Below are 14,560 nucleotides of genomic sequence, written 5' to 3'. Positions count from 1 at the left end.
GATCAGGTGATTGATGGGCAGGCTGACCCACCGCTTTCGTGAGCAGGCTCACTCCCACAGGGGGGATTTGTGGGGTTCTTTTGATTCAGGTCCGATCAGCCTTGCGACCCAGGAACAACGCCAGCGCCAATGCCGGCAACACCGCCACGGCAACGGCCGAGAGGTTCCAGCCGAAGTGTTCGTACAGCGGGCTGGCGACCAGTGAGCCGAGGGCGCCGCCGACGAAGATGCTGGTCATGTACACCGCATTCAGGCGGGCGCGGCTGTGCGGGTCGAGGGCGTAGACCTCGCGCTGGCCGAGGACCATGTTCAGTTGCACGGCAAAATCCAGCAGCACCGCACACACCACCAGCCACACGTAACCACTGCCCGGCAACGCGGCGATCAACAGCGACAGCGGCGCCAGCAGCAACGCCACCAAAGTACCGCGACGACCGTGGCCGGCATCGGCCAGACGCCCGGCAATTGGCGCAGCAATCGCACCCACCGCACCGACCAGGGCGAAGATCGCCACTTGCGCCTGGCTGAAACCGTGGTGACGCATCAGCTCAATCGGCGCGAGGGTCCAGAACAGGCTGAAACTGGCGAACAGCAAACCCTGATACAGCGAACGCTGGCGCAACACAGAAAAGCGCCGGGCCAGGGCAAACACCGAACCGATCAACGCGACATAAGTGGCTTTATGCGTCGGTACCCGGCGCGGCAATGCCACAGCGGTAATCAACGCGATCACCGCCATCAGTGCCGCCGCGCTGTAAAACACCCCGCGCCAGCCGAACACTTCAACCAACAGACTCGACAGCGGCCGCGACAGCAGAATCCCCAAGAGCAGGCCGCTCATGATATTGCCGACCACGCGCCCCCGGCTGGCTTCCGGCGCCAGGTGCGCGGCCAGCGGCACGAGAATCTGCACCGCCACCGATGTCAGGCCGATCAGCAAAGAGAGCAGCAGAAACAGCGACGGCGAATGGGTCAGGCCAGCGCACAGCAACGTCACGCTGGCGGCGAGGGTGAAGCCGACCACCAGACGGCGGTTTTCCATCAGGTCAGCCAGCGGCACCAGCAGCAGCAAACCCAGCGCGTAACCGAACTGCGTCAGCGACACGATCAGGCTGGCATTGGCGCTGGACAGGCCGATCTGCGGGGCGATCAGTTCGACGATGGGTTGTGCGTAATACAGGTTGGCGACGACCGCGCCGCAGCAGAAGGCCAGAAACGCGACCATCAGGCCGGAGAGTGAAGCAGGCTGTTCGGCCGGGGCCGCAACGGCAGGGTTGCCCGTAAGCATGGTGACACCTCGTTGAGTTCGGGAAAGTTGTGCCAAGGCTACGGTGACCCGGCGGCCGCGAGAATCTGTGCCACTGACAACGCACTGATGCGTGGCGCGCAACGTTGCTTGTGGCGCAACGCGCTGTTGCGCGGGCCGGTGATTCTCCGCCGCAAGGGTCTTCTCTACGCTTTGGCCCTGGCGCTGACGTCCGCATCGGCGCCCTTCCCCGGCTGCTACAAGGAGCGTTTCCATGACCCGCACTGCACTCGTCCTGCCACTGTCCGCCGCGTTTTTCTGCCGACCATGAACAGCCATTTGCTCAAATCCAGAACCCTGTGGATCAGCGTCGGCGTGCTCGCGGTGCTCGGTCTGATCGTCGCCGTCGCGCTGATGTGGCGCCCGGCGATCGCGCCAATCAAACGGCCGACGTCATTCGATACTGCGCAGTTGCAACGCGGCGCACGGGTGGTCGAGGCCGGCGACTGCGCGGTGTGCCATACCCGCCCCGGCGGCGAATACCTGGCTGGCGGGCTGCCGCTGGTGACGCCGTTCGGCACGCTGTACAGCACCAACATCACCCCGGATGCGCAGACCGGCATCGGCGAATGGTCACTGCCGGCCTTCGAGCGGGCGATGCGTGAAGGCATTGCCCGCGACGGCCACTTTCTCTACCCGGCGTTTCCTTACGTGCACTACCGGCGCATGAGCTCCGAAGACATCGCCGACGCCTATGCCTACTTGATGAGCGGCCCCGCCGTACACGCCCCGGCGCGGCAGAACCAGATGAACTTCCCGATGAACATCCGCCCGCTGGTGTCGTTCTGGAATCTGCTGTTTCTGCATGGCGAGCCGCTCACGCCGCTGGCCGAACACAGCGCGGCATGGAATCGCGGACGCTATCTGGTCGACGGCCCGGGCCACTGCGCCGGCTGCCATTCGCCGCTGAACCTGATCGGCGCGGAGAAATCCTCGCAATATCTGCAGGGCGGCAGCGTTGATGGCTGGGAAGCGCCGGCCCTGGTCGGCCTTGGGCAGCGCGCCAATCCGTGGAATCGCGAGCAATTGGTCGGCTATCTGCGCGCCGATGTCGTCGATGGCCACGGCACACCCGCCGGCCCGATGCGCCCGGTCAGCCTGAGTCTGGCGCGCTTGCCGGCCAGCGAAGCCGAGGCGATTGCCGACTACCTGCTGAGCCTGCAAAGCCCGCAAGCGGTGAGCGAAACCACCGCGAAAAAGCAGCCGAGCAGTCAAGCGGATCACACAACCGGCGCCCTGCTCTTCAGCAGCGCCTGCGCCGGATGTCACGCATCCGCCGCGCCGATGCGCGAAATCGACGGCCGCCCAGGCCTGCAAGGCACTTCGGCGCTGCAAGCGGCCAGCCCGCGCAACTTTCTCAAGACCGTACTCGAAGGCGTGCCCGCCATTCCCGGCGCGCCCGGCCCGGTGATGCCGCCGTTCGCCGCCAGCCTCGACAACGCCCAGCTCGGCGCACTTGCGGCGTACTTGCGCGAGCAAGCCAGACCCGAGCAGCCATGGACCGACCTTTCTTCCACTATTGAAGCGTTACGTCAGGAGACGAAATGAGCCAGATCACTCTCACCGTCAATGGAGCCGCCCAAGCGCTGGAGCTGGAACCGGACATGCCGCTGCTGTACGCGCTGCGCAATCACTTGAACCTCAACGGCGCCAAGTACGGCTGTGGCCTGGGCCAGTGCGGCGCGTGCACGGTGATCGTTGACGACCAGCCAGTGTTCGCCTGCCTGACACCTTGCGCTGGCCTTGAAGGAAAAAAGATCCGCACCGTGGAAAGCCTCGGCAGCGCAGAGAAACCCGGCCCGTTGCAAGCGGCGTTCATCGACAAGCAGGCCGCGCAATGCGGTTACTGCATCGCCGGCATGCTGATGCGCGCGCAGGCGTTGCTCGAACGTGACCCGCACCCGGACGAACAAACCATCCGCGAGCACATGGCCGGTAATCTGTGCCGCTGCGGCACCCATTTGCGCATCATCGAGGCGATCAAACAGGTGGCCGGGCATAACGGGAGCCTGACATGAGCGAAGCAAACGGCTTGAACCCCAGCCGCCGGGCCTTCCTGCGTGGCGGCGCGCTGCTCATGGCCTTCACCCTGATGCCGGTAGCGCGGCGTGCCTTGGCCGATACCGAAGTCGACACCCTCGGCACTGTGGTGCTGGCCCCCGATCTGCCCGGCAGCCTGCGCACCAACCCATACCTGGACGCGTGGATTCGCATCGGCGCCGACGGCATCACCGTGTACACCGGCAAGGTCGAACTGGGCACCGGGGTGAAAACCGCGTTGCTGCAAATTGCTGCCGAGCGATTGCAGGTGCCGGCCAGCGCGATCAACTTGCTCACCGCCGACACCGCGCTGACGCCGAATGAAGGCTACACCGCCGGCAGCCACAGTATTTTCGACAGCGGCACTGCGCTGTACAACGCTGCCGCGCAGGTGCGAGAAATGCTCGTCGACGCCGCCGCGCGCAGCTGGCAAGTCGATGCTGCGCAACTGAGCACTCGCGACGGCATCATCGAAGGGCCGAATGGTCAGCGCATGGCATATGCTGACGCGCTCAAGCATGTCGATGTGCACCAGTACGCCAAGGCGCAATCACCGGCGATGGCGGCGGCCGATTTCAAACTGATCGGGCACAACCTGCCGCGCCTGGACATTCCGGCCAAAGTCAGCGGCGGCGCGGCGTTCGTGCAGGACATGCGCCTGCCGGGCATGCTGCATGCGCGGGTGATTCGCCCGCCGCGTCCCGGCTGCACGCTTCAGGCGTTCGATGCCGCGTCCATCGAGGCGTTGAACGGCGTGGTCAAAGTGATCCGCGACGGCAACTATCTGGCCGTGGTCGCCCGTGATGAGTGGCAAGCGATCAAGGCCATGCGCAGCGGCATTGAGAGTGCCAAGTGGAGTGGCGGCGAGGCGATTCCCGAAGCCGCTGGGATTCACGATTTGCTCAAGCAATTGCCCTCCAAGCGCTATCCGATCAGCAACAACGGCAATCCCAGCGGCGCGACCGAAACGCGCTTCAAGGCGCGGGTGACCAAGCAGTATCTGATGCACGGCTCGATCGGTCCGTCTTGTGCGGTGGCCTGGTTCAACGATGGCGTGCTCACGGTGTGGACCCACACTCAGGGCGTCTATCCGCTGCGCGCCGGTATCGCCGAGATGCTGCGTCTGCCGCCGGAGCGCGTGCGCTGCATTCACACCGAAGGCTCGGGTTGCTACGGCCACAACGGCGCCGATGATGCCGCCGCCGATGCCGCGCTGATCGCCATGCGCCTGCCGGGCACGCCGGTGCGTGTGCAATGGATGCGCGAGCAGGAAAATCTCTGGGAGCCATACAGCTCGGCGATGGTCACCGAAGTCGATGCCGGCCTCAGTCAGGGCCGTTTGCAGGACTGGAACTACGAGCTGTGGACCACGCCGCACAACGAACGCATCGTCAACGCTGGTCGCCTGCTGCCGGCACGCCTGTTGGCGAAACCCTTCACCTCGGCGCCTTCGGTGCCGATCGCCCAGCCCGAAGGTGATGGCGATCGCAACGCGGTGCCGCTGTACGAGCTGGGCGCGACGCGAATCAACATGAACTTCGTCACCACCATGCCGTTCCGCACTTCGGCCATGCGCTCGCTCGGTGCGCACATCAACATCTTCGCGATCGAGGCAGGTATTGATGAGTTGGCGATCAAGGCCGGGCTCGATCCGCTGGCGTTACGCCTGGCGCATCTGCGCGATTCGCGTGCCCGGGCTGTGATCGAGCGCGTGCGTGACGAAATCGGCTGGCCCCACAAGAGCAGCGAACCCGGCGCGGGGATTGGTTTTGCCTTCGCCCGCTACAAAAACATCATGGGTTACTGCGCCCTCGCGGTGAAATTGCGGGTGCATCCGCAGACCGGCGAGATTCGCGTCGATCATGTGGTCACGGCGGTCGACGTCGGCCAGATTGTCAGCCCCGATGGCCTGCGCAATCAGGTCGAGGGCGGCATCGTCCAGTCGGCCAGCTGGACGCTCTACGAAAAAGTCGCCTACGACGCCGGCGGCATTCGCAGCTATGACTGGAGCGGTTATCCAATTCTGCGTTTCACGCAATTGCCGAAAAAAGTCGACGTGCACCTGCTCGATCAACCGGGCGAACCCTTCCTCGGTGCTGCCGAAATCGTCCAAGGGCCAATGGCTGCTGCTCTCGGCAACGCGGTCAGCAATGCCACCGGCCGGCGCTGGCTGAATCTGCCGCTGACTCGCTCGACCCAACCCGCCTGAACCACGCCCGCGTTCATCAGCGATGAGCGCGGGTGCCGTTGCGTTGCGCGCAAAACTGCGTAGCGCCGGCCACGGATTATCAGCCCCGCCACCCCCGGTTAAGTTACCTGCACAGCGCGCGGCACCTGGCTGCCGCGCTTGAACCCTACTCATCGAAATCCGGAGCTACCCATGACCCGTCGCCTGTTCCAACCTATCGCACTCGGCCCTTACACCCTTGCCCATCGCGTGGCGATGGCGCCCCTGACCCGCTCGCGCGCTGGCCAGCCGGGCGACGTGCCGACCGCAATGAACGCCGAGTACTACCGCCAACGCGCCAGTGCCGCGCTGATCATCACCGAGGCCACGCAGATTTCTCAGCAAGGCCAGGGCTATGCGTGGACGCCGGGGATCTACACCGATGCGCAAGTGCAGGCCTGGCGCGAAGTCAGCACCGCGGTGCACGCGGCCAACGGTCTGATCTTCATGCAGCTGTGGCACGTCGGCCGGGTTTCCCACCCGAGTTTCCAGCCTGACGCCGGTTTGCCGGTGGCGCCGAGCGCCCTGCCTGTGCCGGGCAAGACTTTTATCATCGATGAACAAGGCAATGGCGTGTGGGGTGATGTGCCAGTGCCGCGCGCCCTCGAAACGGCGGAGATCGCCGACATCGTCGACGACTATCGCCGCGCTGCGCGCAACGCGTTGAACGCTGGCATGGACGGCGTGGAGATCCATGCCGGCAACGGTTATCTGCTCGACCAGTTCCTCAACAGCAACAGCAACCAGCGTGATGACGCCTATGGAGGCAGTGTGGAAAACCGTGCGCGGTTTCTGCTCGAAGTGGTCGCCGCCGTCGCTGATGAAGTCGGCGCCGAGCGCGTCGGCGTGCGTCTGACGCCAATGGGCCGCTTCATGGGCATGGGCGATGACACGCCTGAAGCGACCTTCGGTTATCTGGTCGAGGCGCTCAACCAGTGGAATCTGGCCTACCTGCACCTGGTCGAGCCGGCCATGGTCGGCACGGTCAAGGACGAAAACTTCGACCCGCGCTGGGACGCGATCATCGCCCAGTTGCGCCAGACCTGGAACGGCGTGCTGATCCTCGCTGGCGGTTACGACGCCGAGTCCGCCGAACAGGCGCTGAACGCCGATCGCGCCGACATCATTGCCTTTGGCCGGCCGTTCCTGGCCAATCCGGATCTGCCGCGTCGGCTGCACGACGGGCTTGAGCTGAACACGCCGGATCCGAGCAGCTTCTTCGGCGGCGATCAGCGTGGTTACGTCGATTATCCGTTTCACGCCTGAGGCTTGGGCTTCATAACTTTTAAGGTTTGTTTAAGGACTTTAAATAAAGCCTGCGGCCAGACTTTGCCCATCGATCAGGAGAGCCGCCATGAACCCGCAATCGGTGAAGTCAGACCCTTCCTGCCACCTGGCGCGCCCACTGGGCGCACTGTCCGGCTGGCAGGAACGCCGCGCCAAGGCCTACATGCTGCACGATCTGAGCCGCAGCCTGCGCGTCAGCGAGATTGCCGAACATTGCAATCTGTCACGCAGCCACTTTTCCCGGGCGTTCAAGATCGTCACCGGCTGCTCGCCCCAGGAATGGATGCTGAAGATGAAGATCGACAAGGCCAAAGGGCTGTTGCTGACCTCGATGGCGATTACCGAGATTGTTTATGAATGCGGATTTTCCGATCACTCGCACTTCACGCGCACGTTCGGGCGCATGGTGGGAATGCCGCCGAAGGTCTGGCGCCAACTGATGTGCGGAGCGCGGGTGGCGCTGGTGGATGCGGATGTGTGGCGGCTCAGCGATGGGTTGCTGAATTCGACGATGGGTCAGCGCTTGACGGAACTGCGGCCCTGAGTCGGATTTCAAAGGGTTTTGTTCACTCCTCCCTTTTGGCCGCGATTTTTCGCGGCTTTTTTTTTAAAGGCGCACCGCCGTTCGGCATTGGAGTGGCGGTGAATTCCCCCTCATCGGAACGCCGACCGCCCAGCCCTCTCCCTAGGGAGAGGGAGCCGATTTGTGGGCTTTCCAAAACCGGAGTTCGGCTAGATATCCCAGGTCGGCATAGCTCGACCAAACACCTCGGTCAGTCCCCTCTCCCTCCGGGAGAGGGTTAGGGTGAGGGGCTTTTGATCCTGGCGTCCGGCGCAAGCGGCAGTCTGAAGCAGATCCGCGCGCCCTCTTCGCTGTCTTCCACGCGCAACGTCCCGCCATGGGCGCCAATCACCGTTCGGCAAATCGCCAGGCCCATGCCCATGCCGCTGCCCTTGGTGGTGAAGAACGCATCGAAAATTTCTTCACGCTGATGCTCGGCGATCCCCGGCCCGTTGTCTTGAAAAGCCACGCAGACCTGCCCATCGGACAGCGTCGACTCAATCACCAGGCGCCCGTCAGTCACGCCCTGCCCAGCCATCGCTTCCAGCGCGTTGACGATCAGGTTGTAGATCACCTGCTGGATCTGCACCCGATCCCCCAGCACCGGGTCAGCAGCGTTGAGTTGCGTGTGCAAGCTCACCCCGCGATTGTGCACATCGCTGGCCGTCAGTTGCACGACCTCACCGATCAACGCGTCAATCGACACCGGCAATCGTTGCAACGGCGCCTGCCTGGCCAATGCGCGCAAGGCCTGGACGATCTCGGTGGCACGGGCGCTGTCGGAGCGGATGTCTTCGAGTCCCTGAATAGCCTCGTCGAGATTAGGCGTGTCGCGCTTGAGCCAGCGCAGACTGGCCGAGGCGTTCGATGAAATGCCCAGCAGCGGCTGGCTGATTTCGTGGGCGATCGAGGCCGACAGTTCGCCCATCATTTTCAGGTGCGAGTTGCGCGCCAGTTCCGCCCGCGAGCTGCGCAAATCGGCTTCCATCTGCGCGCGCAAGCGGTTGTCCTCGACCAGTTGCGCGTAGAGCCGCGCGGTCTGCAGCGACACCGCTGCCTGCGAGGCGAGAATTTCCAGCATGGTCAGGCGTTCGGCGCTGAACAGCTTCGGTACCAGGCTGTTTTCCAGATACACCAGACCGATCAGCGCGCCTTGCTTGAGCAACGGCAGGCACATCAGCGAGCGCGTCTGCCGTTGCTGCAGATCAGCGCTGTAGGCTTGCGGGCAGTCGGCGCGGGCATCGTCAAGCACCAGCGGCGTGCGCGTGCGCATGGTCGAATTGAGTACTGAAACCGGCGCGATCTGCTCCAGCGAGCGATCGTTGTCCTGACTGACCCGCACGTTGCCCGCCTCGACATGCGCGGCAGCGGCCAATTGCAACTCACCCTCGGCGACCAACAGCAGCGCGCCGCGATCGGCACCCGCCTGAATCATCAAGTGATTCATCAAGGTCTCCACCAGCCGATCAAGCAACACCTCTTGCGAGACCGCGCGTGCCGCTTCAATGCCGATTTCCAGGTCAAGGCGCACCCGCGTCACCGGCGTTCCCGCTTCCAGGGAATGCTCGTGGGCGAGAAACGGATGCTGCGCTTCGAGCTGGCGCGCCTTGGCTTCAGCGCCCCACAGCACATAGCAGTCGCGCGCAACACGCAGGTGATGATGCGTGCCGGAGACCAGGCCGTTGGCCAGGCAGACCTCGGCCAGTTGTTCATGTGCCAGTGCTTGCTCATGGATAAACCCGGCAGCGGCCGCCGCGATTTGCGCTTGGTCGAAGCAGCGAATGGCGGCCAGCCCTTCGCCGCGCACGCGGGCCATCGCGCCTTCGATCAGCAGCAGTTTGTTGCTGAAGGTCGAAGGATTGAGCTCGACCCATTGCAGAAAACGCTGCCGTTGCTGCTCCAGCTTCTGCAGTTTTTCGACAACAGAGCCCGGCGCCTCGGGACTGGCCAGTGCCAAGCTGTAGAACAGGTAGTAATGCGCCAGATCAATGTGCGCCGGCAGCGACCAGGTCAACGCCTCGGCGTCTTCGAAACGGCGCAACGCGTAACGCACTTCACCGAAATACAACGCCGACATGCCCGAATACAACCACATCCACAACAGCGTCGGCTGTGAAACGCGGTCGCGATGCAGCGGGCCGAAGCGGTCATGTTCCAAAGCATCCAGCATTGCGATCGAACGAGGCTCAGGCCCGTTGCGCAAATCGCTGGCAAACGCCTGTTGCGCCACAAGAATGCGCTCGATGTCGATGTAGTGAAACTGCCGCACCCAACTCAGGCCGACGTCCAGCTCGTTCAACACGTTTGGCAGCGGCTCGCCCATGAACAGCAGATCGGAGCCGATGTGGTTGCAGGCGTAACACGACATGCCCAGATCGCCGCCGGCCTGACCGCACTCAAACGCGGCGAAGGCCTTCTGCCGCGCGTAGGCCATCGGCCGGGTCCACGCGCTGACCTGATCCAGCGCCACCAGCGTGCCGGTGCGCCCCGCCTCATAGCCGTGCAGATCAGTCAGATCAAGCGCCAGTTCGGCGAAAGCAACACCGTCCAGATACTCGCCATAACGGTCGGCGATCATCACGCCGTACCAGGCGAAACCGTAGCCGCTGCTCGGCGTGGTGCCATGGAGCAAAGTCAGTTCGACCATCTTCGCCAAGTGCAGAAAAGCAATGTCGTCCTGCACGAAGAACGAGGCGATCAGCGTGCTCAGCAGTTCCATGGCCATTTCGATTCGCGGCTCATTGGCTTTGGGCAATGCCGTCAACTCAGCGATCCGTCGCGCACCGACCAATTGCCGAACCCGTTCGAACGCTTCGCCCAGTTGCGCCTTCGAGGGTTGTCGCTGCAGGTCGATGTCGAGCAACGCAAGACCGGCCAGAGCTTCGCCGATCGCGCCGTGGTAATCGGAATGCAAGGTGCGCAGGCTGGCGCGCAGGCGGTAGGTTTTCGCCCGGTCCAGCACGGTGGCAGCGTGTTCCAGGCAATCGTCAAGACGCTGTTGCGCGCCGGGCAGATCCGCCAGCAACATCGCGCAGTCGGCTGCCAGCCAGCGCGCCGCGAAGGCTTGCGGGTAGAGCTGCGTCCAGCCGTTGTCGCCGAGTAACACCTCGGCGCTGCGCAGATAATCCACGGCCTGCTCGACAGCGGCACTATCGCGGGCGCGCTCGGCAGCTTCGAGCAATAACTGGATGAACTCAGCGCGTCGAGGCGCTTGCAGCGCATTGCCGGCGCTGCGCTGAATCTGACTGGCGATGTCGAAGACGCGCGCCTGCCGCTGCTCGCCGCATTGATCGAGCATGGCGGCAGCGATGCGCGCATGCTCAGCCGAACGCCCGGCCGGTGCGGTCAGCGCAGCGGCGGCTTCCAACACCCGATCGTGGGGAAACACCAGTTGGCCAGGCTCGCGCAGGAGAAATCCGGCGCTGACCAGATAATCCACGTCACGCAGCAATTGCGCCGGATCGTCCCCCAGCAAATCGCCCAACAGCGTTTCGTCACAGCGGCCACCAACGTAACCCGCGGTGCGCAACACTTCACGGGCACTGACCGGCAGACGCAGCAAGCGTTGCACCATCAATTCGGCCACGTTGTCGGCGTAGCGATAGCCGTTCACTTCGGCCTGATTCCACACCCAGCGCCGCGTCGTCGCGTCGAAACGCAGCAGACGCTCGTCCACCAGCGCGCGCGCGACCTGGCTGACGAAGAACGGATTGCCGGCGGTTTTGAAGTGCACGACGCGGGCCAGCGCCTCGAGGTTGTCGACGTCAGCATCGAGTTCGACCGCCGTCAGTTGCGCAACGGCCTGCACCGACAGCGGCCCTAGTCGAAGGTCACTGACTGGCAGCGCGGGTGCTCTGCGCATCTCATCGAGCCAGCCGCCCGGATGCTCCGTCAACTCGCCCTCGCGATACGCCAGAACCAGCAGCAGATGCCGCGTCGGTCGGCCGATAAAGGCTTTGAGAAACGCCTGCGTCGAGTCGTCAGCCCACTGCAAGTCGTCGATAAACAGCAGCAGCGGATGCCCCGGTTGCGCAAAGACTTCGAGCACATCAAGCAGCGCCCGATTGACCCGATCCAGGGCGTGGCGCGCCGGCATGTTCGGCAGTTCGGCGGTGGCGCCGATCAGCAGTTCGGCTTCCGGTGCCAGGTCCAGCAGCAAGCGGCCACGGCCCTTGAGGGTTTCGCGCAGTTGCTCGGCCAAGGCCTGCAAGGCCAGCGTGGGCTTGGTCAACACTTGGCTGATCAGAGACTGAAAAATCTGCGCCAGCGGCGCGAAGGGCCGGTCATTGTTCAGCAGTTCGATCTTGCCGCTGGCCCAATAACCGGGTGCCTGGCTACGCAGGAGTTGCTGGATCAGCGTCGACTTCCCCGCTCCCGGTGCGCCGGCAACCAGCAGCACCCGAGCGATGCCGTCGCTGCGCACGCGCCGGATCTGTTCAAGCAGCTGCTGACGTTCGTCATCACGACCAAACAGCACATCGCCGCGCGTGGCCGTTGCGCGAGCATCGAAAGCACCGAGGCGGAACGCTTCGATCTGGCCTTTTTTCTGCCATTGGCGCAGGCACCAGGTCAGATCGGCGGCCAGCGATTCGATGCTTTGATAGCGCGCGTCCGGCTCCTTGGCCAGGCCCTTGAGCAGCACATGGCAAATGCCTTGCGGCAGGTCGGGTTGATATTGCGCTGGCGACAATGGCTGGACGGCGGCGTGCACATGCAACCATTGCGAGGCGTCGCGAGCGATCAGCGGCGGGCGCCCGGTCAGCGCCTCGTAGATGATTGCCGACAGCGCATAGACGTCGCTGCGCTCATCGGAATCGACGCCGTCGCGCTGCAGCTGTTCCGGCGCCAGATAAGGCCAGTGTTCCAGGCTCGGCAGTTCGGTCGCCGGCGTTTCCTGCGCGTGGGTGTGAAAGCCCATCAGCCTGACGCTGTCGTCGGCATAGACCAGCAGATGCCAAGGCAATAAAGAACCCTGTGGGAGCGAGCCTGCTCGCGAAAGTGGTGGGTCAGTCAAGGGTGTTGTCGGCTGGAATGACGCTTTCGCGAGCAGGCTCGCTCCCACAGGTTTTTGCGCCGTTTCGGTATGCCTGGAGTGGACCAGCGCATTGGCGGCGGCGACGGCGATATTCAACACCCGTCCGAGTGGTAAGCCGGCGGCGTCGATCAGTCCAGCCAGCGGCGCGCCCCATTGCGGGTAGACCAACACCGGCCCGTCCGCCGAGCGAATCAGCGCGAGCGGGTTGAGCGCCCACTGCGAAGGCAACTGCAAATGGAAATCGCGCTCCAGCCGCTGGCACAGCGCCGGACGCTGGATCGGCGCACGCACGGCGAACCAGCTCTGGCCCGAGCGGCCGTCTTCAAGGCTGAACCAGGTCAGTTCATGGTCACGGCGCAGCAGACTGAACCGACAGCTCTCCAGCCATGCTTCATCGAGCATCGGCGCATCGGCCACGCGGGAAATTGCAGAGGAGGATGGCTGGCCGGGCATACGCATTCACCGCTGGAAATGGGATTCAGGCTGGTGGCGAAGTATACCCAGCGTTTTTTTGCCAGAGGGCCAGCCGCTGCGCTGATGTCCGTCCGCAGCCTCAAGATGGCCGTCCAGAGCCTTGCGCGGCTGTTTCTTGCGCTATACAAGCGCACGTCTTATCCCTCGGGATAATTGCTTTATGCCAGGCCGTCCCCTAGCGTACGAACCTGATAACCCGGCGCCCGCGCCCTGTCCTTCTCACCGCAACGCAGAGGCCCGCATGATCCGACTCGGCCAAGCCACGATTTCCTTGGAACGGCGCGAAGCCTTTCTCGATGGCCGGCCCTTGCGCATGGGCGGGCGGGCGTTCGAAATACTTTCGGTACTGATGCAGGCCGATGGGCGCATCGTCAGCAAGGACGAGCTGATCAATCAGGTGTGGCCGGACATCGTCGTCGAAGAGAACAATCTGCAAGTGCAGATTTCCTCGCTGCGCAAACTGCTCGGGGAAAAAGAAATCATCCAGACGGTTGCCCGTCGAGGTTACCGATTATTGAAAGACCGCGAACCCAAACTGCCCGTGTTCAACGCCCTGGCCTCGGCGCCGATGGTGGCGCAGCCGCCGTTGGTCGATACGCAATCGGTGCCGGTGTTCATCGTTGACGATGAGGCCTGCGTGCGCAGCGCATTGAGCCGCTTGTTGCGCGCCGAAGGCATCGAACACCGAATTTTCCAGTCCGCCGAAGAACTGCTCGAGGCCGACATCGCCAATGGCCCGGCGTGCCTGCTGCTCGACGTCAGCCTGCCCGAAACCACAGGCCTGCAATTGCAGGCGGCGCTGAACGAGCGCGGCTTGCCGTGGCCGGTGATCTTCATGACCGGCCACGGCACGATTCCGATGTCGGTGCAGGCGATGAAGGCCGGCGCGGTGGAGTTCCTGACCAAACCATTCAATGACGATGAACTGCTCGGCATTCTGCGCAGCACCCGTCAACACGCCGCGACGGCGTTCAATCAATGGCAACGGGTTCAGCACGTGCGGCAATTGGCGGCGCAGCTGACACCGCGTGAGCGCGAGGTGCTGCCGCTGATTGTCGGCGGTCTGTCGAACAAGCAGATCGCCAACCAATTGGGCACCAGTGAAGTGACCGCCAAGGTTCATCGCAAACACATCATGGCGAAGATGCAGACCCGCTCGCTGGTCAACCTCGTCGAACTCTACGGACTGATCAGCGCTGCGCCTTCGCCTGGCCCATCGAGCCTGTCGTGAGCGGCCCGGCGGGTCGCCCGACGGTGATCGAGAACACCCGACCGACGATTGTCTGCATCGTCGATGACGATGCGTCGGTGCGCAAAAGCCTGTCGAATCTGCTGCGTTCGGTCGGTTATCGCGCGCAGGTTTATGCCAGTGGCGAAGCGTTTCTCGCCGAAGCAGACTTCGCCGAAATCGCCTGCCTGCTGCTGGATCTGCGCATGCCCGGCCTGTCCGGCATCGACGTGATGCGCCAGCTGTCGCGACAGTTTCCGGTGATCTGCATGTCCGCCCATTGGGACGAGGCGGCGCTGGCTGAGTCCGGGCATTACCAGGCGTTTGAATGCCTGTGCAAACCCTTCGAAGAAGAGGTTTTGCTGGCGGCACTCGACAAGGCCCTGCACCGCCAGCACTGA

General features: G+C 63.7%; 9 protein-coding genes. 7 read left to right on the top strand and 2 right to left on the bottom strand.

The features are described 5' to 3' along the window. Positions 1-85 precede the first annotated feature (85 nt). The gene (locus J5M66_RS11405) at positions 86-1,288 is read right to left on the bottom strand and encodes an MFS transporter (protein WP_125916302.1); all 1,203 of its coding nucleotides are present in this window, start codon (positions 1,286-1,288) and stop codon (positions 86-88) included. A gap of 285 nt (positions 1,289-1,573) precedes the next feature. Here J5M66_RS11405 and J5M66_RS11400 point away from each other — a divergent pair, with 285 nt between their 5' ends. The 5 genes from J5M66_RS11400 to J5M66_RS11380 all read left to right on the top strand — a co-directional run bounded on the left by J5M66_RS11400 (position 1,574) and on the right by J5M66_RS11380 (position 7,404). Continuing rightward, positions 1,574-2,854, top strand: coding sequence for a c-type cytochrome (locus tag J5M66_RS11400; protein ID WP_207809614.1), 1,281 nt, complete (start codon positions 1,574-1,576; stop codon positions 2,852-2,854). Further along, a complete protein-coding gene (locus tag J5M66_RS11395) occupies positions 2,851-3,324 on the top strand; it encodes a (2Fe-2S)-binding protein (RefSeq protein WP_125927088.1) in 474 nt (157 codons plus the stop codon). Before J5M66_RS11400 ends, J5M66_RS11395 begins: the two co-directional genes overlap by 4 nt. Then, the gene (locus J5M66_RS11390) at positions 3,321-5,555 is read left to right on the top strand and encodes a molybdopterin cofactor-binding domain-containing protein (protein ID WP_207809510.1); all 2,235 of its coding nucleotides are present in this window, start codon (positions 3,321-3,323) and stop codon (positions 5,553-5,555) included. Before J5M66_RS11395 ends, J5M66_RS11390 begins: the two co-directional genes overlap by 4 nt. Before the next feature lie 171 nt (positions 5,556-5,726). After that, positions 5,727-6,839 carry an alkene reductase gene (locus tag J5M66_RS11385; RefSeq protein ID WP_207809508.1) on the top strand — a complete coding sequence of 371 codons (1,113 nt, stop codon included), beginning with the start codon at positions 5,727-5,729 and terminating at the stop codon, positions 6,837-6,839. 88 nt (positions 6,840-6,927) lie between these two features. Continuing rightward, positions 6,928-7,404 carry an AraC family transcriptional regulator gene (locus J5M66_RS11380; protein WP_016774798.1) on the top strand — a complete coding sequence of 159 codons (477 nt, stop codon included), beginning with the start codon at positions 6,928-6,930 and terminating at the stop codon, positions 7,402-7,404. A gap of 256 nt (positions 7,405-7,660) precedes the next feature. On the opposite strand, the gene J5M66_RS11375 is transcribed toward J5M66_RS11380, so the two are convergent. Further along, the gene (locus J5M66_RS11375; RefSeq protein WP_243433059.1) at positions 7,661-12,910 is read right to left on the bottom strand and encodes an AAA family ATPase; all 5,250 of its coding nucleotides are present in this window, start codon (positions 12,908-12,910) and stop codon (positions 7,661-7,663) included. Positions 12,911-13,172: 262 nt separating this feature from the next. Between J5M66_RS11375 and J5M66_RS11370 the strand changes: the two genes are divergently transcribed. Beyond that, positions 13,173-14,162 carry a response regulator gene (locus J5M66_RS11370; RefSeq protein WP_130901270.1) on the top strand — a complete coding sequence of 330 codons (990 nt, stop codon included), beginning with the start codon at positions 13,173-13,175 and terminating at the stop codon, positions 14,160-14,162. Then, a complete protein-coding gene (locus J5M66_RS11365; protein WP_280074191.1) occupies positions 14,159-14,560 on the top strand; it encodes a response regulator in 402 nt (133 codons plus the stop codon). The genes J5M66_RS11370 and J5M66_RS11365 overlap by 4 nt, the downstream gene beginning before the upstream one ends.

Source organism: Pseudomonas sp. 67(2021), assembly GCF_017491835.1.
GTDB classification, from domain to species: Bacteria; Pseudomonadota; Gammaproteobacteria; order Pseudomonadales; family Pseudomonadaceae; genus Aquipseudomonas; species Aquipseudomonas atacamensis.
The sequence above is the reverse complement of the archived record's forward strand: the minus strand, read 5'-3'. Positions and strand labels throughout refer to the sequence as shown.

What these genes read in the sequence shown, in the direction of transcription:
- J5M66_RS11380 (WP_016774798.1), top strand. Translation starts at nt 6,928, where the DNA reads ATGAACCCGCAATCGGTGAAGTCAGACCCTTCCTGCCACCTGGCGCGC.
- J5M66_RS11390 (WP_207809510.1), top strand. Translation starts at nt 3,321, where the DNA reads ATGAGCGAAGCAAACGGCTTGAACCCCAGCCGCCGGGCCTTCCTGCGT.
- J5M66_RS11375 (WP_243433059.1), bottom strand. Translation starts at nt 12,910, where the DNA reads ATGCCCGGCCAGCCATCCTCCTCTGCAATTTCCCGCGTGGCCGATGCG.
- J5M66_RS11400 (WP_207809614.1), top strand. Translation starts at nt 1,574, where the DNA reads ATGAACAGCCATTTGCTCAAATCCAGAACCCTGTGGATCAGCGTCGGC.
- J5M66_RS11405 (WP_125916302.1), bottom strand. Translation starts at nt 1,288, where the DNA reads ATGCTTACGGGCAACCCTGCCGTTGCGGCCCCGGCCGAACAGCCTGCT.
- J5M66_RS11370 (WP_130901270.1), top strand. Translation starts at nt 13,173, where the DNA reads ATGATCCGACTCGGCCAAGCCACGATTTCCTTGGAACGGCGCGAAGCC.
- J5M66_RS11395 (WP_125927088.1), top strand. Translation starts at nt 2,851, where the DNA reads ATGAGCCAGATCACTCTCACCGTCAATGGAGCCGCCCAAGCGCTGGAG.
- J5M66_RS11385 (WP_207809508.1), top strand. Translation starts at nt 5,727, where the DNA reads ATGACCCGTCGCCTGTTCCAACCTATCGCACTCGGCCCTTACACCCTT.